The sequence below is a fragment of the Pseudomonas sp. BYT-1 genome (assembly GCF_023611805.1).
Lineage (GTDB): Bacteria > Pseudomonadota > Gammaproteobacteria > Pseudomonadales > Pseudomonadaceae > Aquipseudomonas > Aquipseudomonas guariconensis.
The window spans coordinates 2622216-2645225 of sequence record NZ_CP072559.1; the positions used below are offsets into that span (position 1 = coordinate 2622216).

Genomic DNA, 23010 nt, shown 5'->3' on the forward strand with positions numbered 1-23010 from the left:
TTCAGCTGGTGAGCATGCACCCTGTCGTAGAAAAACACCAGTGTGGCTCAAATTTGCCCCCCGCACGCCGATACAGGATCAATCGAACTCGACCGTGGCCCATGAACACTCTTCAGCTCTCCCTCGATGAACCGGCTCCGCCCGCAAAATGCGCGCTGCGGCGCACGCTCCATCGCCTGTTGCCGGTCGGTTTCGCCGTGGTCGGCATCGGCCTGTCGGTGGTACTTGGACACTTGGACAACCAGCGTGAGGAAAGCGAGCAGATCGCCAATATCTCGGCGCGTTTGTCTGGGGTGCGTGGTGCCCTGGAGGCCCAGTTGCGCGCAGCCTTCGGCGAGGCCGAGGGCATTGCGCAACTGATCGCCACCGATGGCCGCATCAGCGAGGCGCATTTTCAAGGCATGGCCTTCGATGCCCTCGAGTCGGTGCCCTACATGCATCACATCGCCCTGGCTCCGGATGATGTGATCACTGATGTCTACCCGCGTGAAGGTAACCTCGCCATCATTGGGTTGGATTACCGTCGCCTGCCCGACCAGTTCCCCATGCTGCAATCGGCCCGTGAGCATCGCCAGGCGGTGCTGGCCGGGCCGGTCCAGCTGTTCCAGGGCGGCCGGGCGCTGATCTATCGGCGGCCGGTATTCGTCACGGGCAAGCGAGGGGTGAGGTTCTACTGGGGCAATGTATCGATCGTCGCGGATATCGATCGCTTGCTGTGGGCTGCGGGCCTGCGACCGGACATGGACTTCCAGGTGGCGGTCCGCGGTACGGACGGCAAAGGCGCCGAGGGTGCGATGATCTGGGGTGATCCGCATTTGTTCGATGAGCCGCTGCTCAGCCAGGTGGTGGAGGTGCCCGGCGGCCATTGGCAAATGGTCGCCGCCCCACAGGGCGGATGGCCAGTGCTGGGCTTGTTCACGTCGCCGCTGTTCATGTTTGCCTTGACCTGCACGGGGCTGTTCAGCGTGTTCGTCGCTCAGCTCAACGGCAACCAGCGCCTGCTGAAACAGCGTAACCGCGAGCTGCGACAGTCCCAGGCTCAGCTCGAACGCCTGGCCCATTACGACACTATTACTGGCTTGCCCAACCGTGTCTTGTTTCAACGCCAACTCGCCGAGGCGATTGCCCAAGGCCATGGTCTGGCGGTGCTGATGCTCGATATCGATGGCTTCAAGCAGGTCAATGACAGCCTCGGTCATCCGATGGGCGATTTACTGTTGCAACAAGCCACTGCACGTTTTCTGCAGGAACTGCACAGCGCCGATCGGCTCTGCCGTCTGGGCGGTGACGAGTTTGTGTTCATGCTTCAGGGCAGCCAAGGCCAGGTCAATCTCCAGATACAAGCCTTGTTGCGGTGCCTGCAGCGGCCGTTCGACCTCAATGGCAATGCCGCGTTGGTCACCGGCAGCATTGGCGTGGCCCGGTGCCCGCAGCATGGGGAGGACGCCGACAGCCTGCTGCGCCACGCCGACACGGCGATGTACGCGGCCAAGGAGGGCGGGCGTAACGCCTGGCGCCCCTACCAGGCGGAGATGACCGAGCGCCTGCAACAGCGCCTGGAACTGGAGCGCAACCTACGCCGGGCATTGGAATGCGATGAGTTCGAGCTGTGGTACCAGCCCAAGGTGGACCTGTTCAGCGGTCGGCTTGAAGGGGTCGAGGCCCTGTTGCGCTGGCGCGATCCTGACCATGGACTGGTCTCGCCGGGCGAGTTCATCCCCTTGGCCGAGCGCACCGGGCTCATCATCCCCCTCGGTGAGCGGGTGCTGGAACTGGCCTGCGCCCAGCTGGCAGCCTGGCGTGCGGCGGACTGCCTGCCTGGGCCGCTGGCGATCAATGTGGCGGCGTTGCAGATCGAGCGCAGCGACTACGTCGCCAGCTTGGCCACGGCCCTGGCGCGCCACGAACTACCGGCCAGCCTGCTGGAGGTGGAGATCACCGAAAGCCTGCTGATGGAAAGCCAGCAACAGGCCTGTGCGGTGCTGGCGCAATTGCAGGCCATGGGCGTGGTCACGGCGGTGGACGACTTTGGCACGGGCTATTCGTCGTTGGCCTATCTGCGGGCACTGCCGATCGATCACTTGAAGATCGATCGGGCGTTCATCAAGGACCTGCCAGGCGATGATGACGCCGAAGCGGTGGCCCGAGGCATCATCGACCTGGGCCATGCCCTGGGCTTTCGGATCACTGCCGAGGGGATCGAGACCCAGGCGCAGTACGAATTCCTGCGCAACGTTGGCTGCGACCAAGGCCAGGGCTTTTTGCTCGGGCGGCCGATGCCAGCGTCAGTGCTGGAGCGTTGGCTGGCCGACCACCAAACCAAGGGGCGTTCGCTGGGCCTCTGACCGGCTCTGGCGCCATCGTTTTTGAACTTTGCCGCGCTGGGCGATTCCACCGGATGCCGGGGGCGATTTCGTCCGCCCGGCATTGTCAGAGGAGCGGCGCTATGAATACCGATACCGAATTCGACGAACTCAATCAGCTTCCTCAGGCCAGCGAGCGACCCGAGGACGATCCAGAGGTCATGCCCGACGACCCTGACTTGCAGGGCCTGCCAGGCGAGGACAAGCTGCCGGGCTGATGCCGGTAGCAAGGGAGGACCGCCGGCATGAAATTCGACCGTTTCGCCCAATGGCTGGCCAAATGGGCCGGCCGACCGCTGACCTTCGCCATCGCCTTGTTGTTGATCCTGGCCTGGGCCGTGAGCGGGCCGTTGTTCGACTTCAACGACACCTGGCAACTGGTGATCAATACCTCGACCACCATCATCACCTTCCTGATGGTGTTCCTGATCCAGAACACCCAGAACCGCGATAACGACGTCTTGCACATCAAGATCGACGAACTGCTGCGTACTACGCACAAGGCACACAAGGCGCTGCTGGACCTGGAGCACATGGATCCGGCCAAGTTGCACGCCCTGCGCAAGCAGTACCAGCAGATGGGCGAGGGCTGCGACGACTTGCCACCGGCCGCCAACTACGAGTCCGACTGACCGTCTGCCCGCTTCACTGGACTGATTTCGCCAACTTTGGAGGCAAGCATGGCCAGACACATCATTCACTTCACCGGCCCCATCAATTCATCCACCTGCGGCAACCTGATCACTACCTGCACCCGCGCCCTGCAACAGGGCGCGGATATTCTGCAAATCAACATCGCGACCATGGGCGGGGAGTGCAGCTACGGCTTCACGCTCTACAACTTCCTGCGCTCGTTGCCGGTGCCGGTGCATACCCACAACCTGGGTACGGTCGAATCCATGGGCAATATTCTGTTCCTGGCGGGCGAGCGGCGCACCGCATGCGTGCTGAGCAAGTTTCTGTTCCATCCGTTCCACTGGACCTTGCACGGCTCGGTGGACCACTCGCGGATGGCCGAATACGCCATGAGCCTGGACTACGACCTGCGCCTGTATGCCCAGATCGTGGCCGAACGGACCGAGGGGGCTAGCGAAGTGCTCGATGTGCCGCGTTACCTGATGGCCTATCCGCGCATCCTGGGCGCCAAGGAGGCCCTGGCCAGCGGCATGATCGACGCCATCGACGAAATGCCGATCGAGGCCGATGCCTGCCAGCACAGTGTCCATGCGTGATTCGGGCTGATGTGCCCTTTCGCGGTAAACCCGCGAAGGGGCACCGCCGAAAACCGGTCAAGTATCAACGCACGGATTCAGCCAGGCCACGATCACAGGCGAGTAGCGACTGGATCAGCAGCCTGATGTCATCTTTGAGTTCGGGCACCTGATCCAGATGCGCGAAGCAGCAATCGGCGATCTCGTGGCTGGCCGTGGGCCGCGGGGCGTCGGCGAATTCGGCTTCGAAGACGTAATGCACCCGGGCGGGCGACTCATAGCGCATCAGGAAGGTCAGCTCCCGGGCCCTGAGCCCGGTTTCCTCCAACAGCTCGCGTTCGGCCGCCTCCACCGGGGTCTCGCCTGGCTCGATCTTGCCGCCTGGCAATGTCCAGGCGGCTTTGGGCTTTCTGACCCATAACCACTTGCGGGTTTTCCTGCCATGGCGGCAGATCACGGTAGCGCGATGCTTGAGGGGCTTCATGCAGACTCCAGGCAAAATCCAGTATGCCTACTGAATTGGGCCTTGGGTGCCAGCTGGAAGTTGTACCCGCCAGGATGAGCGGTCAGTAAGGCTGCGAACCGCTCAATGCCTCGATCGCTTCCACGAGCTCGTCGTAGGCCACCGGCTTGTTCAAATGGCGGTCGAAGCCTGACTGGCGTGATTTGTACTGGTCAGCGCTGGCGCCATAGCCGGTCAGGGCGATGGCGGGTATGTCATGCAGGTGCGGGTGCTCGCGCAATGCCTTGATCAGCGCATGGCCATCCATGACCGGCATGCCGATGTCCGAAAGAATGATGTCGTACTGCCCGTTGGCCGCGGCCTTCAGCGCCGCGCGCGGATCAGTGAAGGCATGGACCTGCGCCCCTTCCATCTCCAGCAGCTGTTGCATGATTTCCAGTACATCCGGTGAGTCGTCCACCAACAGCACCCGGGTATTGTCCAGCCGTGGGGCCATCTGCTGCTCGCCTGGGTTGTGCTGCGGTTGCGGACTGAAGTGGCACAGCGGCAGGCGGACGGTGAAGGTGCAGCCTTTGCCCAGCCCCGGCGAGCTGGCCTGAACGCTGCCGCCATGGGCTTGGGCCAGCTGGCGTACCAGCGACAGGCCGATGCCCAGGCCTTCGCGGCTGTGGCTGGTGACTTGCGGGGTGGCCTGGGTGAACAGGTCGAAGATGTTCTCCAGGCTTTCCTCGCTCAGCCCCAGCCCCTGGTCGATCACCTGCAGCAGCGCCTGTTCGCCGTGGTTGGACAGCACCAGGCGGATCTCGCTACCGGCGGGGCTGAACTTCAGCGCGTTGTTGAGCAGGTTCCAGATGATCTGCTCCAGGCGGGTGATGTCCCCCTCTATGAACAGGGCGTTGTCGTCTGCCGGCAACTCCAGCACCACGTCGCACGGGTGTTGCTCGCTACGCACCACGGCATGGATGTCACGCAGGATGGTGCACAGGTCCACAGGTTCGGTCTTGAGCTTGAGCTTGCCGGTGCGGATGCGTGCCACATCGAGCAGGTCGTCGATGATCCGCGCCTGGCTGGCGACGGCTTCGCAGATGGTGCCGACGGCCTTGCTGGCGGCGCTGGTGTTCTTCACCGAAGGCAGGCGGCGCAAGATTTCGGCATTGAGCTGGATCAGGTTGAGCGGGTGTTTGAGCTCATGGGACATGATGGCGAAGAACTCGTCCTTCATGTGGCTGCTGCTCTGGGATTCGGCCAGTTGCTTGCTCTGCTCCTCGTGCAGGCGCTTGTGGCCGGTCAGGTCACGGGCGATCTTGACGTAGCCAAGCAGGCTAGTGCCTTTGAGCAGGGAAACTTCGCCGCTGCAGAAGAAGCGGCTGCCGTCCTTGCGCACGTGCCAGCGCTCGTCCTGGCCACGACCGTTGAGGCGGGCACCGCGCAGCTCTCGGCTGGGCACGCCGTTGGCGCGGTCCTCCTCGGTGAAGATCAGCTCGTAATGGCGGCCGACCACCTCGTCTTTTGCGTGGCCGAAGATCAGCGTGGCGCCGGTGTTCCAGTCGGTGATCACCCCGTGTTCATCGAGCAGGATGATGGCGAAGTCATGGGTGCTTTCAGCCACCAGGCGCATGCGTTCTTCGCCCAGGCGCAGGCGCTCCTCGGCGGCACGGCCTTTGCTGATATCGATGAACGTGAGCACCGTACCGTCGATCTTCTGCTCGTTGGCCCGATAAGGCAGCAGGCGGGCCAGGTACCAGTGCTGGTTTTCACCGCACACTTCGCGCTCGATGGACGTGGTGCCCTGGGCCACGGCGCGGGCATCGTCGGCCAACTCGGGGTAATCCAGCCGGTGGGTGATGTCGAGCAACGAGCGCCCGGTATCCACGGGCAGGATGTTGAAGATGTCGGCGGCGCGGGGGGTGAACCAGCGAATGCACAGGTTACGGTCGACGAACACCGTGGCGATGGCGGTGGAGGCGATCAGGTTGCTCAGGTAGTCGTTGACCTTGTCGGTCTCCTCGACCTTGTTCTTGAGTTCATAGTTGACGGTCAGCAGTTCTTCGTTGATCGACTGCAGCTCTTCCTTGCTGGTTTCCAGCTCCTCGCTGGCCGAACGCAGCTCCTCGTTGATCGCCTGCATTTCTTCATTGGAGGCGGTCAGCTCTTCGCTGGAAATTTCCGATTGCTCGATGGTTTCCTGCAACTGAAGGCGGGTGCGTTGCAGCTCGCGCTCCAGGTTGTTCAGGACCATGCTGTCGGTCTGGCGAATGGCGCTGGTTGGCAGCAGGGAAGGGTCGGGCACGCGCTCCTCGAACACCACCAGCAGGCATTCGCTGCCGCTGGGTTCGTCCTTGTGCGGATGCACGGCGATTTCCACCTGCATCCGGCCCAGTTCTACCGGCCGCGAGGTCACCGCCTCGTTGCCATGGCGAGCCTGGAACAAAGTGCTGCGCAGGGCCAGGCGCAGTTCTGGCAGCACCAGGTTGATCAGGTTCCGGCTGGGCTCGCCGCCGACCAGGTGCAGGAAGCGCCCGACGCCATCGCTCATGTGCAGGATATTGCCGTCGCCATCGAGAATGAGGCTGGGCGGGGTTCGCTTGGCCAGGGCGCGGTGATGCACCTCGGCATAGGAGATCTTCCGGCCGGGACGTAGCTTGGCCTGGCTGTCCTGCAAAGCGACGGATACTTCGGCGCCCGGCAGCTGCCGGCCGGAAGAGCGAATGACCGGTCTGGCCGGGCTTGCGCGGAAGATACGGTTGCGCTTGTCCACCGGGATGAACAGCTCGCTGGCCACATCCACCGATTCGGACGTGCCCAGGAACAAGTGCCCACCCGGGCGCAGGGCGAAGTGGAACATCTGCAGAATGTCGCGCTGCACCTCGCGATCCAGGTAGATCAGTAAATTGCGGCAGACGATCAGGTCGATTTGCGAGAACGGCGGATCGGACAGCAGGTTGTGCCGGGCGAACAGCACTTTTTCGCGGATTTCCTTGCGCACCCGGTAATGCTGGTCTTCCTTGACGAAGAACTGGCGCAGCCGGGCCGGCGGCACATCGGTGACGATCGACTCTGGATAGAGGCCGGTACGGGCGGTGCCGATGGCACGCTCATCCAGGTCGGTGGCGAACACCTGGACCTTCGCTGCGCGCCGCTCCAGCGCCAGTTGCTCGCATACGAGCATGGCCAGGCTGTACGCCTCCTCACCGGTGGAGCAGCCGGCCGACCAGACACGCACCTCGCTTGGTCCCTCACCGCTTTCGCCATCGCTGACCAGCTCCGGCAGGACATGGCGCTCCAGGGATTCAAACGCTTCGCGGTCGCGGAAAAAGTTGGTCACGCCGATCAGCATGTCTGCCAGTAGCTCGGCAGATTCGGCCGGGTGCTGCTCGAGGTAGCGCTGGTAGGCAGCCAGGTTCGGCTGCCCGGTGACGTGCAGGCGCCGCTCGATGCGCCGCAGTACGGTGGCACGCTTGTAGTGCTGGAAGTCATGGCCGGTATTGGTGCGCAGCAGCAGGAGGATTTCATCGAGCAGCGGCTCGGCCTGGGCGGGGTCGCCGCTACGGGTGCCCAGGGCAGGGGGCAGGGTGTCGTCCTCGATGGTCGGCAGCCTCACCTGGCGAGCGTTGCGCCATAGCTCCATGAGCTTTTGCGGCATCTCGGCCACCGGCAGCACGGCATCGACCATGCCCGTCTCCAGTGCCGCCCGCGGCATGCTGTCGTAGAGGGCATCATCGGGGGACTGCACCAGAGTCACGCCGCCCTGTTCTTTGATCCGCGACAAACCTACCGCTCCGTCGGCGCCGGTGCCGGAGAGGACCACGCAAAACGCATGGTCCTTGTGCACATCGGCCAGGTCGCGGAAGAACAGGTCGATCGCCACATGATCGCCCCGGCGACGGTTGGCCGGGCTGACCCGCAGGTAGCCATCGTTGGTGGACAGGCGGTTGGCCGGCGAAATCACGTAGACATGATTGCGCTCGATCGGCACCGGTTCGCTGACCTGCCGCACCGGCATGGCGGTGGTTTCCTGGATGATGCGGTCGGCGACGCTCTGGTGGTCCGCCGACAGGTGCAGCACCACCACGAAGGCCATGTCGCAATCGGCGGGCATTTGCTTGAAGAAAGTGCAGATCGCCTCCAGCCCACCTGCCGAAGCGCCGATGCCGACCACCGGAAAGTCCAGGTGGCTCGGGCTCAACGTCGGATTCTGAGGCGAGGCGACGGCGGGCTTGGAGGATGACTTCATGGGTGCAGCCTTCTGCAGACCTAACGATTCGGCCCATCGAAGCATAGCCGGGCGGTTGATGCGCGATTATAGGCCCGCTCTCAACGGCGCGGCGAGTGCTCTTGGGCCTCGTTGCCCGCGTCGAACGTTCGCTCGATCAGCGCCAGGTGTTCCAGTGCCTCCTGATAGCGTTCGGCCGCCTTTCGCCGCAACGTTTGGTAGCGGTCGAAGCGGCCGGCATCGAGCCCGGGGCGGTCAAGCAAGGCGAAGGCAGTGTGGTCGAGTTGGTAGGCCTGCTGGAGCAGACGGCGGTTCTGTTCCAGGGCGAGTTGTCGGCAGGCGTGGGCGGGGTGGGCATGGATCATGGCACGGTTCCTGGTCGAGGAATAATGGGCGTCCCTGTATGACCGCGCCGCCACTTTCAAAGTGCCAAAAAATCCTCCACCCAGAGACTCGCGTACAAATGTTTGGCTCAAGCATTGTTTGGCGCCACTCGTCCGAGCCTCGACAGACCGATTGAGCAGAGCCTGCCCTGACCGGTTCGGAACTACTGCACGGTGCGATTCCGTGCCCAGCTAATCCACTTGTAAGGAGAAACGACATGGCTCGTGATCAAGAAAACAGCGGACAACGTGGCGGCACCAAGGAAACCAACCCGGGCAACTTCGCCAACGACCGCGAAAAAGCCTCCCGCGCAGGCCACAAAGGCGGGCAGAACTCCGGGGGCAACTTTGCCAACGACCGGGAGCGCGCTTCCGAGGCCGGCCGCAAAGGTGGCCAGCACAGCCACGGCGGCGGTCGCAATCAGTGATGCACGCCCGCTCCAGCCCGGTGTAGTACCTGCCGGGCACCGACCCTGGGCAAGTAGCCACGTGCCGCCTGCCCAGGGTCGTTCCTGTTCTGATGGGAGATTGAAGCATGCGCGCACTCACTTACCACGGCGCCGGAGACGTTCGGGTCGACACCGTACCGGACCCGGTCATCGAGCAGAGCGACGACATCGTGCTGCGGGTGACCGCCACGGCAATCTGTGGCTCAGACCTGCACCTTTATCATGGCAAAGTCCCGGCGATGGAGTCCGGTGACATTCTGGGCCACGAATTCATGGGCATTGTCGAGGAGGTCGGCAGCGAGGTGACCGCTGTGCGTCCCGGCGACCGGGTGGTGATTCCCTTCGTGATCGCCTGCGGCAGCTGCTTCTTCTGCCAGCATGATTTGTTCGCGGCCTGCGAGACCACCAATACCGGACGCGGCGCCATCCTCAACAAAAAGAGCATTCCACCGGGGGCGGCCTTGTTCGGCTACAGCCACCTCTATGGCGGTGTGGCCGGTGGCCAGGCCGACTACGTACGGGTGCCCAAGGCCAATGTCGGGCCGTTCAAGGTGCCGGGGCAGTTGGCGGACGATAAGGTGCTGTTTCTTTCGGACATCCTGCCGACGGCCTGGCAGGCGGTTCTCAACGCCGAGGTCGGGCAGGGCGCGTCCCTGGCCATCTACGGGGCGGGGCCGGTGGGCCTGCTGTCGGCGGCTTGCGCACGTCTGCTGGGCGTCGAGCAGATCTTCATGGTCGATGGCTGCGGTTATCGGCTGGAGTACGCACGCCAGGCCTATGGCGTGATTCCGATCGACTACACCCACGATGACGACCCAGCCGACACTATCATCCGCCAGACCGCGGGCATGCGTGGCGTGGATGGGGTCATCGACGCGGTGGGCTTCGAGGCCAAGGGCAGCACCACCGAGACCGTGCTCACCGCGCTGAAACTCGAAGGCAGCAGTGGCAAGGCGCTGCGCCAGAGCATGGCGGCGGTGCGTCGAGGCGGCGTGGTGAGCGTACCGGGTGTCTATGCCGGCTTCATCCACGGTTTTCTGTTCGGCGATGCCTTCGACAAGGGGTTGACCTTCCGCATGGGGCAGACCCACGTGCAGCGCTATCTGCCTGAGCTGCTCGAGCACATCGAAGCGGGGCGGCTCGACCCTTCAGCCATCGTCACCCATCGCCTGGCGTTGGAAGAGGCGGTGCGCGGCTACGAAATGTTCGATGAGCAGCAGGAGCGTTGCCGAAAGGTCATTCTGGTGCCTGGCGCCGCACCGAGCGCCTAGCAAGATTCAGGTATCGGGCCACTCATTCGAATTGTTCGACAATCTTTTGAATCTTCGCGCAAAACCTTGATCCATCTGGATGTCATCCATGGAGAAGAGGAGGGCCCCTACGATGCCAACCCCACAGCTGTACATCATCGACTACCGGCTGCATGGCCAGCCGCGCAGTTTCATCATCCGTCTGGAGCGCATGGACAATGCCGAGGCCTGGCATTGGGCAAGCTGCGATGCTGGGGTGGGGATCATTCCGAAGTTCGGCCGAGAGAAGATCCGCAAGGTAAGCCGGCCCATGGCCGAGCGCTATGGCCTGAGTGACGTGAGCTGGCGACTTTCGGGCAGCGGACCGGCCTTCGTACCGCGGTCGGGCCCAGGCGATGGCCAGGGTCAACCTGAGGTTGGTTCAACCCAGGAAGACGCGGCGACCGCCTGACCTGCGGCTGATCCATGCGGGGCAAGTCTGCATTCCTGCACCTGCAGGGACACAGGCTTGCCCCGTGTACGTTCAGGCTCCTGATTCAGGGTCGCTGGCTGGAACGCCGGGGCGGTTGCCGTCGTCTTCCAGGTCCGGATCGGTATCGGGATCATCGGCGCGGTCGTTGCGCTGATCAGGGTTAAGTTCTGGCCAGTCGTCCTGGACGTTGCCGCCGCCCATCTGCAATGTGGTGTGCATGGTGACCTCCTCGGGTTCGAAAAAAGGGCCCGCCAGAAACGCGGGCCGAACACAGGAGTGGAGGCGAAGCCGTTGCCGCACCTCTCATGGATTGAGAGCCTTGATGGGACGAGTGCGATCGGTTTTTCGTGCAGGACCTGCGACCAACGGTCCTGTGGGGCTTGGCCGTTTACCCGCGAATGGGCCGATACGGCGCTCAGCCATCGGACTGCTCTTCTGGGGGGACCTGGCCTTCCGGCCAGTCGGGGGCTTCCTTCTCCGGTGGTGGCACCGGTTCTCCGGGATTGTGAGGGATGTTGTCCACATAGGGATCGGGATCATTGGGCTGCTTGGGATCTGCCATGACTGGCCTCCGAGACGGGTTGGCTTGCCTGGCATTAGGTTCGTGGGCCGAGGGATGCGTTCACTGCGGCGGTACGAACGGCAGCTCACCCCGAAGGGTGATGGTCGCCCTGGTCAGCGCGTGAAACAATCCCAGCCAGCCACGAACACGTACAACAACCCTGGCGGGGACCTGAGACATGAGCAAAGACCAGCTGAAATCGCCCGACTGGTACGAGCAGATGGCCCGTGTCATCGAGGCCATCGGCACGCCAGGCTTCGTCGAAGCGCTGTTCGGCGCGCTCAACTGCCTGGCCCAATGCCAGGCCATCACAGTGTTCCTCTACCCACGCAAAGGTCTGCCTTCGGCCTTGTTCGAGAAAGACGAAGAGGGCCCTTGGTTGCCTGAAGGCAACGTGCAGAAGTACCTCGAAGGTTATTACCTGCTGTGCCCGTTCTACCGCGCCTGCATGGAAGGGCTGGGCCCTGGCTGCTATCGCCTGAGCGACGTGGCACCGGACCACTTCAAGCGCAGCGAGTACTACCTGTCGTTCTACCAGCACGCGCACCTTGAGGACGAACTCAACTACATCGTCCCGCTCGATGCGCAACTGACCATCGCCGTGGCCCTGGGCAGCACCCGGCGCCTGAGCGCGGCGCAGGTCACCGACCTCAAACGCATCGCCCCGTGGGTGGTGGCGGTCGTGCGCCGGCACTGGGGCCAGCTGGATGCCGACAGCCTGGGCGGACGCTTCGAAAGCGCCCTGGGCCGGCAGATCAACGCCGCCCTGAACAATTTCGGTTCCTCCCTGCTGACCGAGCGCGAATGCCGGGTCGCCCAATACTTGCTGCGCGGCCACTCGACCCGCTCGCTGTCGGAACGGTTGGGTATCAGCGAAGACACGGTCAAGACCCACCGCAAGAACCTCTACACCAAGCTGGACATCGCCAAGCAGTCCGAGCTGTTCTCGTTGTTCATCGATTCGTTGGCCCAGGCTCAGGAAGGCTTGAGCAAGGATCCGCTGGAAAGTTACCTGCGAAGGCGCTGACCGGCCTACCGCATCACCCCACCTACAACCATAACCAGCGGCCGCCCAGGCGGTCGCAAGGGAGTCCTGCGTGCATACATTGAGCGATTGGCAGCAGCGCGCTGCGCAACAAAGCTTCATCGACACCGCGTTGATCGACGGCCGCCGCGTGGCTGCCTGCTCGGGCGCGACCTTCGAGGCCATCAACCCGGCCACTAACCAGCTATTGGCCAAGGTTGCCGCCTGTGGCGAGCTTGAGGTCGATCAGGCGGTGCGCTCTGCCCGTCGGGCCTTCGAGCAAGGCCCCTGGGCCCGCATGGCGCCCACGGCCCGCAAACGCATCCTGCTGCGCCTGGCCGAGTTGATGCTGGCCCACCGCGAGGAACTGGCCCTGCTCGATTCGCTGAACATGGGCAAACCGGTCATGGACGCCTACACCATCGATGTACCGGGTGCGGCGCACGTCTTTGCGTGGTATGGCGAGGCCCTGGACAAGCTTTACGACCAGGTGGCGCCGACCGCAGGCAACGCGCTGGCGACCGTCACCCGCGAAGCCCTTGGGGTGGTGGGGGCGGTGGTGCCCTGGAACTTCCCCTTGGATATGGCCGCCTGGAAAGTCGCGCCGGCCTTGGCGGCCGGCAACAGCGTGGTGTTAAAGCCCGCCGAGCAGTCGCCGTTCTCTGCCCTGCGCCTGGCTGAACTGGCCTTGGAGGCCGGCCTGCCGGAAGGGGTGCTCAACGTGGTGACAGGCCTTGGCGAGCAGGCCGGTAAAGCCCTGGGCCTGCACCCGGATGTGGACTGCCTGGTGTTCACAGGCTCCACGCAGGTGGGCAAGTACTTCATGCAGTACTCGGCGCAATCGAACCTCAAGCAGGTCTGGCTCGAATGTGGCGGCAAGAGCCCGAACCTGGTGTTCGAGGACTGCCGCGACCTGGACCTGGCGGCGGACAAGGCAGCCTTCGGCATCTTCTTCAACCAAGGCGAAGTCTGTTCGGCCAACTCGCGCCTCTACGTGCAGCGCTCGATCCACGACGAGTTCGTCGAACGCTTGCTGGCCAAAGCCCGCGACTGGATGCCGGGCGACCCCTTGGATCCGGCCAGCCGCGCCGGGGCCATCGTCGATGCCGGGCAAAGCGCACGCATCAGTGCGGCCATCGACCAAGCCAAGGCCGACGGTGCACGTCTGCTGTGCGGTGGCCAGCGCCTGAGCATCAACGGCTCGGACAATTTCATCGCACCGACGATATTCACCGGCGTGAGCGCCGACATGGCGTTGGCCCGCCAGGAGGTCTTCGGCCCGGTGCTGGCGGTCAGCACCTTCGAGGACGAAGAGCAGGCCCTGCGCCTGGCCAATGACAGCATCTATGGCCTGGCCGCCTCGGTATGGAGCGATGACCTCAACCGCGCCCACCGTGTGGCCCGGCGTCTGAAGGCAGGCACCGTGTCGGTCAACACCGTCGACGCCTTGGATGTGGTGGTGCCGTTCGGTGGCGGCCGCCAGTCCGGCTTCGGCCGCGACCTCTCGCTGCATTCGTTCGACAAGTACACCCAACTGAAAACCACCTGGTTCCAGCTGCGCTGATATTTCTACGGAGAACAACAATGAACGCACCTTTCCAGCCACAACGCGAAACCCGCGACTACCAGAACGCCGATGCCGCCCACCACATCCATGCCTTCCTCGACCAGAAGGCGCTGAACGCCGAAGGCCCGCGGGTCATCGTGCGGGGTGAAGGTCTGCACCTGTGGGACAACGACGGCAAGCGCTACCTGGACGGCATGTCCGGCCTGTGGTGCACCCAGCTGGGCTATGGCCGCAAGGACCTGACCGCTGCCGCCGCCGCACAGATGGACCAGTTGCCGTACTACAACATGTTCTTCCACACCACCCATCCGGCGGTGATCGAGTTGTCCGAACTGCTGTTCAGCCTGCTGCCGGGGCACTACAGCCATGCCATCTACACCAACTCCGGCTCCGAATCCAACGAAGTGCTGATCCGCACCGTGCGCCGCTACTGGCAGGTGATGGGCAAGCCTGAGAAGAAGATCATGATCGGCCGCTGGAACGGCTATCACGGCTCGACCCTGGCCGCCACGGCCCTGGGCGGCATGAAGTTCATGCACGAGATGGGCGGGCTGATCCCGGATGTCGCGCACATCGACGAGCCGTACTGGTACGCCGAAGGCGGCGATCTGACCCCTGCCGAGTTCGGTCGTCGCTGCGCCCTGCAACTGGAGGAAAAGATCCTCGAACTGGGCGCCGAGAACGTTGCAGGTTTTATCGCCGAACCGTTCCAGGGCGCCGGCGGCATGATCTTCCCGCCAGAGAGCTACTGGCCGGAAATCCAGCGCATTTGCCGCCAGTACGACGTGCTGCTGTGCGCCGACGAAGTGATCGGTGGCTTTGGTCGTACCGGCGAGTGGTTCGCCCATCAGCACTTCGGCTTCCAGCCGGACACCCTGTCCATCGCCAAGGGCCTGACCTCTGGCTACGTGCCCATGGGCGGCCTGGTGCTGAGCAAGCGCATCGCCGAGGCGCTGGTGGAGCGCGGCGGGGTGTTCGCCCACGGCCTGACCTACTCCGGTCACCCGGTGGCGGCGGCCGTGGCCATCGCCAACCTCAAGGCCCTGCGCGATGAAGGCATCGTGCGTCAGGTCAAGGACGACACCGGCCCGTACCTGCAGCGTTGCTTGCGCGAGGTGTTCGGTGATCACCCGCTGATTGGCGAGATCCAGGGCGCCGGCCTGGTCGCTGCGTTGCAGTTCGCCGAGGACAAGGCCACCCGCAAGCGCTACGCCAACGAGAACGACCTGGCCTGGCAGTGCCGGACCTATGGTTTCGAGGAAGGCGTCATCATCCGGTCGACCCTGGGCCGGATGATCATGGCCCCGGCCTTGGTCGCCAGCCGTGGCGATATCGATGAGCTGGTGGCTAAGACCAAGAGTGCCGTGGACCGCACGGCGCGGGGTTTGGGTTTGCTGTAAGCCGTCGGCAGCGTGAAAGGTGGCCGCTTCGCGGCCCCTTCGCGGCTCGAACCGATCCTGTCGATAACGTGCGCTACTGCAAATGAGGGAACCGCTCGATCAGAAGGTGTAGCTTACGCCGGCCTGCACGGTACGTGGCGCACCGGGGTAGACGTAGTTGTTGAAGGCGCCTTCGTCGTATTCCTTGTTGAACAGGTTCTTCAGGTCCAGGTTCAGTCGTACGTGCTCGTTGACCTGATAGAAGCTCAGCAGGTCGACCACGGTGTACTGCTCCATGGTGTAGGTCTGCGGCGCGGTCTGGCCGGCGCGGTCGTCCACGTACTTCACGCCCATGCCCAGGCCCAGCCCTTTGAGGCCACCGTCCTGGAACTCATAGGTGTTGAGCAGGCTGAAGCTGTTGCGCGGAATGTTGGCCAGGCGGGTACCGGTCGGCAGGCTGGTGTCCTTGGTCACTTCGGCATCGACGTAGGCATAGCCACCGATCATCCGCCACTCGGGGGTGAGATTGCCGGCCACGGTGATGTCCAGGCCGCGGCTGCGTACTTTGCCGGCGGCCACCTTGTAGGTGCCGGTGGGGTCCAGCGGGTCGTTGGCCAGGACGTTTTCCTTGACGATGTGGTAGATCGCCGCATCGACGCTCAACTGGCGATCCAACGCCTCCCACTTCACACCCACCTCGTACGATTTGCCTTTTTCCGGGTCGAAGCCCTGGCCTTGCCGGCTGGCACCGCTATTGGGCTTGAACGAGCGGGCGGTGTTGGCGTAGACGGCGAGCGTGTCGGTCAGGTCGTACATCAGACCCAGACGAGGGGTGACGGCGTTATCGGCGGCGGTCCAGTCAGCAGCGCCCGGCAGGTAGTTGTCGTACTGGTGTTCGAATCGCTCGAAACGCAAGCCCGCCAGGGCCTTGAGGCGGTCGGTGAGGGCCACCTGGTCCTGGATGAACGCTGCCCAGGTCTTGAGGTTTTCCTTGTCGTCGGTAGTGGTGCGGGTGAGGGCAGGGCGTGGCTGGCCCAAGACTGGATCGAACAGGTCGATCGGGTAGGCCGTGCTGCCTTTGGCCGAGCGCCGGATGATGGATTGGTAGTCGTAGTCTTCGTATTCGATGCCGGTCAGCAAGGTATGGGCGTAACCTGCGGTTTCAAAGTGCCCGGTCAGGTTGAGCTGGTAGTCCCGATCGGTCCATTGCAGTTTCCGATAGCTGAAATTGCGCCCGAGGGTACGGCCATCGGCTTGCAGTTCATTGGCTTCCACCGCATTGCCCTTGAGCGTGCCGTCGAGCCACTGCATGCCACCGCCCAGGGTCCAGTCCTCGTTGAGCTGATGCTCGAAGCGCAGCTGGGCCATGTTGTTGTCGTTGTGCAGCAGGTTGTCGGAGCCTTTTTCCCAGACGTTGGTATCGCGCGAAGCTCGGTCGCGCTGATTGGCAAAGCGTGTCAGCCCGCGGTCCAGAGGGTGGTTGTTGCGCATGAAATCGCCTTCGAAGACGATGCGTGTGGTGTCGTTGACCTGCCAGCTGAGCACGGGTGCGACGTCGTAGCGCTCGGTCTGCACGTCGTCGCGGAAGGTCTCGCCGCCTTCGCCGAGTACGTTCAGGCGGTAGGCCAGGCGGCCTTCCTCGTCGAGCGGACCGGTGGCATCGAGGGTGGCGCGGTGCATCCCTTGGTCATCGAACTGGCTGCCCAAGGTGACTTTGGGGTCGGCCAGCGGCTGCTTGCTGACCACGTTGAAAGTGCCACCGGGATCGCCACGGCCGTACAGGCTGGTCGCCGGGCCGCGCAGGATCTCCAGACGCTCGACGGTGTTGGCATCCGGCGCGTTGGGGTAGCCGCGGTTGATGGGGAAACCATTGCGGTAGAACTCGCCAGTGGTAAAGCCGCGCACGGTGAAGGTGGTCAGGCCCTGGCCGCCGAAGTTGTTGGCTCGTCCCACACCACCGGCATAGTCCAGCCCATCCTGCAAGCGGGTGGCGGCGGTGTCTTGCAGCACATCGCTGGGTACCACGCTGATCGATTGAGGCGTCTCGTGCAGCGCGGTGTCCGTGCGTGTGGCACTGGCTGAGCGCGTAGCCTTGTAGCCGATCACCGGACCGTCGGCGCGCTCCAGGTCGCTGGTGGCATCGATGTTGACCGCTTGCAACTCAAGAGCAGGCGAGGCCTGCGAGTCGGCCAATGCAACGGGAGAAATAGCGGGAATCAGGCAGAGAGAAACGAACGTACGACGCATCGACAGCACGATCCTAGGGAGGGCGGGAGCTGCGGATCTTAACTGATAGGTATTATCATTTACAGTGGTATTTGGTGTACCACAGTACCAATTTCGAAGCGTCGTGAGCGGGCACGAAAAAGGGGGCACAGGGCCCCCGGTTTCGTCATCAGTGCGGTGCGCGCGGGATGGTCTTGAGCAGGTCTTCCGGGCTGATGTGTCCGACCACCTGGGCTACGGCGCTGCCCGGGCTTGGCAGGTCGATGATGTGGTCTTTCATCTTGCCGATCACATGCATCTCGCAGGGCTTGCAGTCGAACTTCAGGGTCAGCACTTCATCGCCATGCACCAGCTGCATCGGCGCGACCTTGGTGCGTACGCCGGTGACGCCCTTGGCCTGCTTGGGGCACAGGTTGAAGGAGAAGCGCAGGCAGTGCTTGGTGATCATCACCGGCACCTCGCCGTGCTCTTCGTGCGCCTCGAAGGCGGCATCGATCAGCTTGACCCCATGACGATGATAGAAGTCGCGGGCCTTCTGGTTGTAGACGTTGGCCAAGAACGACAGATGCGCCTCCGGATACACCGGTGGCGGTGTGGTCTCGGCTTTGCGCCCGCCACGCGGGTGGGCCTTGACCCGCGCCTCGGTCAGCGCCTCGATGGCTTCGCGGCGCAGGGCCTTGAGCTGCGAGTTGGGGATGAAGTACGCCTGCGGGGCGTCCAGCTCGATGGCATGGGCGTAGTACTGGGTGGTGCCCAGTTGACCGAGCAAATCATGCAATTGGTCCAAGGCCTGCTGGGGCTTGTTGGCTTCGCCGAACGGGCCGTCCAGGGCGACCTGCACGCTGACGCCTTCTTCGCTGGTGACGGTCAGCGCCAGGCGCTGTTCGCGCAGCACGGCGTGCCACTCGACGCCCACACGACGTTCGGCGGAGGTGCGTTGCAGCGCCTGTTGCCAGTTGTGGTCCAGGTTGCGCGAGAGCGGATGGTTCGGGCGCAGCTTGTGCAGGCCTTCGGGCATTTCGTTGGGCTCGACGCGGTAGCGATAGCGCTTCTGGCCGTCCTCTTCGAATTCACCTTTGGGTTCTGCGATGTTGGCACGAAAGCCCACCACCTCACGCTTGACCAGCACGTTGAGGCCGTCGCCGTTGGTCAGCGGCACCTCGGTGACCACGTATAGGTCGCGCTTGCCGACTTTTTCCACCACGCCCACCGGCAAGCCGGTGAAGGTGGGCGAGTCGAAGGCGCCAATGTCGATCTTGCGGTCGGTTACGAAGTAATCGGTGCTGCCGCGGTGGAAGGTTTTGTCCGGATCCGGCACGAAGAAATGCTCGGTGCGACCGCTGGAGGCGCGGGCAAGGTCCGGGCGGTCCTCGAGGATGGCGTCGAGTTCCTTGCGATAGTGGGCGGTGATGTTCTTCACATAGCCCATGTCCTTGTAGCGGCCTTCGATCTTGAACGAACGCACGCCGGCATCGACCAAGTCGCGCAGGTTAGCGGTCTGGTTGTTGTCCTTCATCGATAGCAGGTGCTTCTCGAACGCTACCACGCGGCCCTGGTCATCCTTGAGGGTGTAGGGCAGGCGGCAAGCCTGGGAGCAGTCGCCACGGTTGGCGCTGCGCCCGGTCTGGGCGTGGGAGATGTTGCACTGGCCGGAGAAGGCCACGCACAGGGCGCCATGGATGAAGAACTCGATGGCCGCGTCGGTTTCGCTGGCGATGGCGCGGATCTGCTGCAGGTTCAGCTCGCGTGCCAAGACCAGTTGGGAGAAGCCGGCCTGGTCGAGGAACTTGGCCCGCTCCAGGGTGCGGATGTCGGTCTGGGTGCTGGCGTGCAGCTCGATCGGTGGGATGTCCAGCTCCATCACCCCCAAATCCTGGACGATCAGCGCATCGACGCCTGCATCGTACAGCTGGTGGATCAGCTGGCGGGCAGGTTCGAGCTCGTTGTCATGCAGGATGGTGTTGATGGTGGTGAAGACGCGCGCGTGGTAGCGGTGGGCGAACTCCACCAGCTCGGCGATATCGCTGACTTCGTTGCACGCGTTGTGGCGGGCGCCAAAGCTCGGGCCGCCGATATAGATGGCGTCAGCGCCGTGCAGGATCGCTTCGCGGGCGATGGCCACGTCACGGGCGGGGCTGAGCAGTTCCAGGTGATTCTTTGGGAGGGACATGTCGTTAGGGTCGGGCTGTCACGGTCAAGGCGCGCATTGTACCGGTGAAATGGCCCGGGGGCATCCATCGGCTGTCCGATGGCGTGCCCCGTGTGGTGGGGCGCTGGGCAATCCGCGGGTGCGTCGGTGGTTTCGCGACCGCATTCGCGGGTAAACCCGCTCCCACAGGGCCTGGCGCGACCCGTGTGGGAGGCAGGGCTTTAATGACGCCCAGCTTTGAGGACCGGCTCAGGCCTTGGCTGCCATTGCCGTGACTTCCACCCGCATCCCCTCGACCGCCAGGGCCGCCACGCCAACCGCCGCGCGCACAGGCCAAGGCTTGGCGAAGAAACGCTGGTACACCTCGTTGAACGCCGGGCGATCGGCCATGTCGGTCAGGTAGATGGTCAGGTGCAGTACGCGGTCCATCGAGCTGCCGGCGCGCTCCAGGGCATCCTTGAGCGCTTGGAGTGTGCATTCGCTCTGCTCGACGATGCCGCCAAGCTCCAGGCTGCCGTCGGCGCGGGTCGGGATCTGGGTGGTGACCAGCAGGCCGCGAAAATCCGCGACGTCGGAGGAAATGGACTCCGGGTCCGGGTCCGGGATGAAGGTGATGTCTGCGTTTGCCATGAGGGTATTTGCCTTGCAACGGAAGGAAACCAGCAAGCCTACGCGAGCGGCCCAGGCGGGTCGAGCGGTGGCTCTGGTCGGCGGTATTTGAAATGCCAGGCATTGCTCGTCAGAATCGCGCCCCGAACCGGCCACTGGCGCCGGTCGATTGATGCGAAAAGGGGCAAGGGTTGAACGAACAGACATTGTCGATGCGCCTGGAGCGCGTGGCCGCCCATGTGCCGGCTGGGGCACGCCTGGCCGATATCGGCTCAGACCACGGCTACCTGCCGGTGGCGCTGATGCTGCGTGGCCGTATCGAAGCCGCCGTGGCCGGCGAGGCGGCGATGACGCCGTTTCGCTCGGCCCAGCGCAAGGTGCGCAAGAACGGCCTGGAGCAGGCGATCACCGTGCGCCTGGCCGACGGTCTGGAAGCCATCGAGCCACAGGATCGCATCGACGCCATCAGCCTGTGTGGCATGGGCGGGGAGAAGATCCGCGAGATCCTCGAGCGGGGCAAGCATCGCCTGAGCGGCAAGGAGCGGTTGATCCTGCAGCCGAACGTGCGTGAAGGCACCCTGCGCGAGTGGTTGATGGAAAACGACTACCGTATCGTTTGCGAGGAGTTGCTTGAGGAAAACGAGTTCACCTACGAGATCATCGTGGCCGAACCGTGTCAGGCGGTAGCGTACTCCCCAGAGGAGTTGTATTTCGGGCCGTTGTTGATGCAGGAGCGCAGCCCTGCGTTTCTGGCCAAATGGGGCCTGAACCTGCAACGCAAGCAACGGGTCATGGCCCACTTCGCCCGTGCCCGGCAGGCGGTGCCGACACAAAAGGCCCAGGAAGTGGCTCGACAGGTGCGCTGGATCGAGCAGTTGCTGGCGTAATTCCCGTTACAGCTGCGAACAGTTGCCCATTTCTCGGTAGTCGACCTTGTGGGTCTGGCCCTGGTGATCGATGTAGACCATATGGGCGGTGCCCACCGCGCAATCGGCCGCATTGCTCGCCGGGGTGATGGAAATCACCTTGGCCACATCCAAGGGCATCCCGTATTCATAGGTCTCGCTGGTGGCCGCTACGGGCTGGCTGTTCGCAGGTTCGGCGACGGCACCGAACGAAGCCAGAGCGGCGAACAAGGTGAAGAAGGCGATCGAAGGTTTCATGGCGATGTTCTCGTTTGGCGTTGACTCATGATGTGTTTCTTGGGTATCGCCAATAAAGACTCTGATCCGTGATAGATTCCTGCCTCGAATGCACGAATAGGTCACAGGGAAAGACACATCATGGACATGCTGCACGCCATGCGAACCTTCGCCCGGGTTGTGGAATGCGGCAGTTTCGCCGCCGCCGCCAACGCCCTGGACATTTCTGCCGCACAGGTGTCGAGGATCGTCGCGGAACTGGAAAACCAGCTGCAGACCCGCCTGCTGCACCGCACCACCCGGCGTCTGCGCATGAGCGAGGCGGGCGAGCGGTTCCTCGAGCGCTCGCGGCAGATCATGCTGCTGACCGAAGAAGCCATGGACGAGGCACGCGGAGCCCACCTCACCCCCCGTGGTCGATTGCGCCTGCATTGCACTCATGGTCTGGGGCTGTTGATGATGCCGCTGGTGGCCCGCTACAACGCCACCTGCCCGGAAGTGGTCATGGAACTCACGTTGTCCCAGCGCAACCCGGACCCGCTGGCGGACGGCCAGGACGTGGTGATCGCCATCGGCCAGGGCCTGCCGGACTCGCAACTGATCGCCATCCCCCTGGGCAGCATCCACAGCATTCTCTGCGCTTCGCCCGATTACCTGGCACGTCATGGCGTGCCTCAGCGCCCGGAAGACCTGCACCAACATGTGTGCCTGCGCACAGTGGACCCGTTGTTCGAGGAGGACTGGTCGTTCGAAGGGGCAGACCCTTGCGTGATCGTGCCCCAGGACACCTTCCTGACCAATGTGGCAGACGCCATGCTCAAGGCGACGGAGCTTGGCATGGGCATCGGCCTGTTGCCGTATTACTCAGCTACCCAGGCCATCGAGCAAGGCCGCCTGTGCCGATTGCTCGCGCCCCATCGGCTGCGTCAGCGGGAGATCTATGCGATCTACCCGTCGCGGCATTACCTGGACGCCAAGGTCCGCACCTGGCTGGATTTTCTCAAGGAGCAGTTGCCGGTGTTGTTCCAGGCCCATGAACAGGTGGTGGACGACCCGCGCTACTGGCGGTGACCCTTGCGGAGCGGCCCTGAGGTGGCCTCTTGGCGGTTGAACCCCCCACACGATCCAAGTCAGCACCTCATGCCATCCTCGGGTTTGGCCCCGCATCTATTCCAGGCCAATCCAACGTCTGCTCAGCGGCTGTCCTGATCCTCGGCGGCACCGCCCGAGGCGCCTGCACCGGTGCCGGTGGCCTCGCCGGTGTTATTGGAGCCTCCGGTAGTGCCGTCGGGCACGTCAGAGCTGGAGTTGGTATCGGTGCTGTCGTTATCGCGGGTGCTATCAGGGTCGTTGACGCTGTTGCCTTGGCTCCCGGTGGTGCCTTGGGAATGCTCACCGGAGGAGTGGTCGGCCTTGGGGTGGGTGTCGGTGCCGTTCATATCGGTGGCGGCCAGGCTGGCAGTGGTGGTCAGGCCCAGGCACAGGGCGAGGAACAGGGGCTGGAAACGAACCATGGCGAATCTCCTGTCGGGATGATTGTCCTGCGTT

Annotated in this window: 21 protein-coding genes and 1 pseudogene; 12 read left to right on the top strand and 10 right to left on the bottom strand. The window is 63.6% G+C overall.

The features are described from left to right. The first annotated feature begins 101 nt into the window (after positions 1 to 101). The 4 genes from J5X93_RS12000 (at position 102) to J5X93_RS12010 (ending at position 3595) form a co-directional block, all read left to right on the top strand. Positions 102 to 2345: a putative bifunctional diguanylate cyclase/phosphodiesterase gene (locus J5X93_RS12000; protein ID WP_043213347.1), complete on the top strand. Its 2244-nt coding sequence runs from the start codon at positions 102 to 104 to the stop codon at positions 2343 to 2345. 101 nt (positions 2346 to 2446) lie between these two features. Further along, the gene (locus J5X93_RS28300; RefSeq protein WP_256664376.1) at positions 2447 to 2581 is read left to right on the top strand and encodes a hypothetical protein; all 135 of its coding nucleotides are present in this window, start codon (positions 2447 to 2449) and stop codon (positions 2579 to 2581) included. A gap of 27 nt (positions 2582 to 2608) precedes the next feature. Beyond that, positions 2609 to 2995, top strand: a complete 387-nt coding sequence (locus tag J5X93_RS12005; protein WP_182940854.1) for a low affinity iron permease family protein — start codon at positions 2609 to 2611, stop codon at positions 2993 to 2995. 48 nt (positions 2996 to 3043) lie between these two features. After that, positions 3044 to 3595, top strand: a complete 552-nt coding sequence (locus J5X93_RS12010) for an ATP-dependent Clp protease proteolytic subunit (protein ID WP_043213344.1) — start codon at positions 3044 to 3046, stop codon at positions 3593 to 3595. 64 nt (positions 3596 to 3659) lie between these two features. Here the strand turns inward: J5X93_RS12010 and J5X93_RS12015 are convergent, their stop codons facing one another. From J5X93_RS12015 to J5X93_RS12025, 3 genes are all read right to left on the bottom strand, one after another. Continuing rightward, positions 3660 to 4058 (bottom strand): NUDIX domain-containing protein, encoded by a 399-nt coding sequence (locus J5X93_RS12015; RefSeq protein ID WP_043213342.1) that lies wholly within the window; start codon positions 4056 to 4058, stop codon positions 3660 to 3662. 82 nt (positions 4059 to 4140) lie between these two features. Then, entirely contained in the window at positions 4141 to 8271 is a 4131-nt protein-coding gene (locus J5X93_RS12020) for a CheR family methyltransferase (RefSeq protein WP_250034855.1), read from the bottom strand. Between the two features lie 80 nt (positions 8272 to 8351). Beyond that, on the bottom strand, positions 8352 to 8615 hold the full coding sequence (locus J5X93_RS12025) for a hypothetical protein (protein ID WP_090342670.1): 264 nt from the start codon (positions 8613 to 8615) through the stop codon (positions 8352 to 8354). Between the two features lie 290 nt (positions 8616 to 8905). On the opposite strand from J5X93_RS12025, the pseudogene J5X93_RS12030 reads away from it, so the two are divergent. From J5X93_RS12030 to J5X93_RS12040, 3 genes and pseudogenes are all read left to right on the top strand, one after another. After that, positions 8906 to 9061: pseudogene (locus J5X93_RS12030) on the top strand (con-10 family general stress protein); the annotation flags it as partial. Between the two features lie 107 nt (positions 9062 to 9168). Beyond that, a complete protein-coding gene (locus J5X93_RS12035) occupies positions 9169 to 10353 on the top strand; it encodes a zinc-dependent alcohol dehydrogenase (protein ID WP_182940848.1) in 1185 nt (394 codons plus the stop codon). A gap of 112 nt (positions 10354 to 10465) precedes the next feature. Continuing rightward, complete coding sequence (locus J5X93_RS12040; protein WP_232092022.1) at positions 10466 to 10783, top strand: DUF6555 family protein; 318 nt, start codon at positions 10466 to 10468, stop codon at positions 10781 to 10783. 72 nt (positions 10784 to 10855) lie between these two features. On the opposite strand, the gene J5X93_RS12045 is transcribed toward J5X93_RS12040, so the two are convergent. Together J5X93_RS12045 and J5X93_RS12050 are read right to left on the bottom strand one after the other, a co-directional pair. Then, on the bottom strand, positions 10856 to 11023 hold the full coding sequence (locus J5X93_RS12045; RefSeq protein ID WP_167358052.1) for a hypothetical protein: 168 nt from the start codon (positions 11021 to 11023) through the stop codon (positions 10856 to 10858). 196 nt (positions 11024 to 11219) lie between these two features. Further along, positions 11220 to 11366 (bottom strand): hypothetical protein, encoded by a 147-nt coding sequence (locus J5X93_RS12050; protein WP_167358054.1) that lies wholly within the window; start codon positions 11364 to 11366, stop codon positions 11220 to 11222. 178 nt (positions 11367 to 11544) lie between these two features. Here J5X93_RS12050 and J5X93_RS12055 point away from each other — a divergent pair, with 178 nt between their 5' ends. The 3 genes from J5X93_RS12055 (at position 11545) to J5X93_RS12065 (ending at position 15357) form a co-directional block, all read left to right on the top strand. Next, entirely contained in the window at positions 11545 to 12393 is an 849-nt protein-coding gene (locus tag J5X93_RS12055) for a helix-turn-helix transcriptional regulator (protein ID WP_250034857.1), read from the top strand. 70 nt (positions 12394 to 12463) lie between these two features. Next, entirely contained in the window at positions 12464 to 13954 is a 1491-nt protein-coding gene (locus J5X93_RS12060; protein WP_182940845.1) for an aldehyde dehydrogenase, read from the top strand. A gap of 20 nt (positions 13955 to 13974) precedes the next feature. Continuing rightward, positions 13975 to 15357: an aspartate aminotransferase family protein gene (locus tag J5X93_RS12065; protein ID WP_043213329.1), complete on the top strand. Its 1383-nt coding sequence runs from the start codon at positions 13975 to 13977 to the stop codon at positions 15355 to 15357. A 99-nt stretch (positions 15358 to 15456) separates the two neighbouring features. Here the strand turns inward: J5X93_RS12065 and J5X93_RS12070 are convergent, their stop codons facing one another. The 3 genes from J5X93_RS12070 to J5X93_RS12080 all read right to left on the bottom strand — a co-directional run bounded on the left by J5X93_RS12070 (position 15457) and on the right by J5X93_RS12080 (position 20341). Then, positions 15457 to 17583, bottom strand: a complete 2127-nt coding sequence (locus J5X93_RS12070) for a TonB-dependent siderophore receptor (RefSeq protein ID WP_182940841.1) — start codon at positions 17581 to 17583, stop codon at positions 15457 to 15459. Positions 17584 to 17731: 148 nt separating this feature from the next. Next, positions 17732 to 19732, bottom strand: coding sequence for a peptidase U32 family protein (locus J5X93_RS12075; RefSeq protein WP_102081696.1), 2001 nt, complete (start codon positions 19730 to 19732; stop codon positions 17732 to 17734). A 228-nt stretch (positions 19733 to 19960) separates the two neighbouring features. Beyond that, positions 19961 to 20341 (bottom strand): RidA family protein, encoded by a 381-nt coding sequence (locus tag J5X93_RS12080; RefSeq protein WP_070573807.1) that lies wholly within the window; start codon positions 20339 to 20341, stop codon positions 19961 to 19963. A gap of 170 nt (positions 20342 to 20511) precedes the next feature. On the opposite strand from J5X93_RS12080, the gene J5X93_RS12085 reads away from it, so the two are divergent. After that, entirely contained in the window at positions 20512 to 21207 is a 696-nt protein-coding gene (locus J5X93_RS12085) for a tRNA (adenine(22)-N(1))-methyltransferase (protein ID WP_232092021.1), read from the top strand. A 6-nt stretch (positions 21208 to 21213) separates the two neighbouring features. Here J5X93_RS12085 and J5X93_RS12090 read toward each other — a convergent pair whose 3' ends face one another. Beyond that, positions 21214 to 21483, bottom strand: coding sequence for a DUF2790 domain-containing protein (locus J5X93_RS12090; protein ID WP_182940838.1), 270 nt, complete (start codon positions 21481 to 21483; stop codon positions 21214 to 21216). A gap of 120 nt (positions 21484 to 21603) precedes the next feature. Here J5X93_RS12090 and J5X93_RS12095 point away from each other — a divergent pair, with 120 nt between their 5' ends. Next, positions 21604 to 22533: a LysR family transcriptional regulator gene (locus J5X93_RS12095; RefSeq protein WP_043213317.1), complete on the top strand. Its 930-nt coding sequence runs from the start codon at positions 21604 to 21606 to the stop codon at positions 22531 to 22533. 122 nt (positions 22534 to 22655) lie between these two features. On the opposite strand, the gene J5X93_RS12100 is transcribed toward J5X93_RS12095, so the two are convergent. Further along, positions 22656 to 22976, bottom strand: a complete 321-nt coding sequence (locus tag J5X93_RS12100; RefSeq protein ID WP_070573800.1) for a hypothetical protein — start codon at positions 22974 to 22976, stop codon at positions 22656 to 22658. Positions 22977 to 23010: the final 34 nt, after the last annotated feature.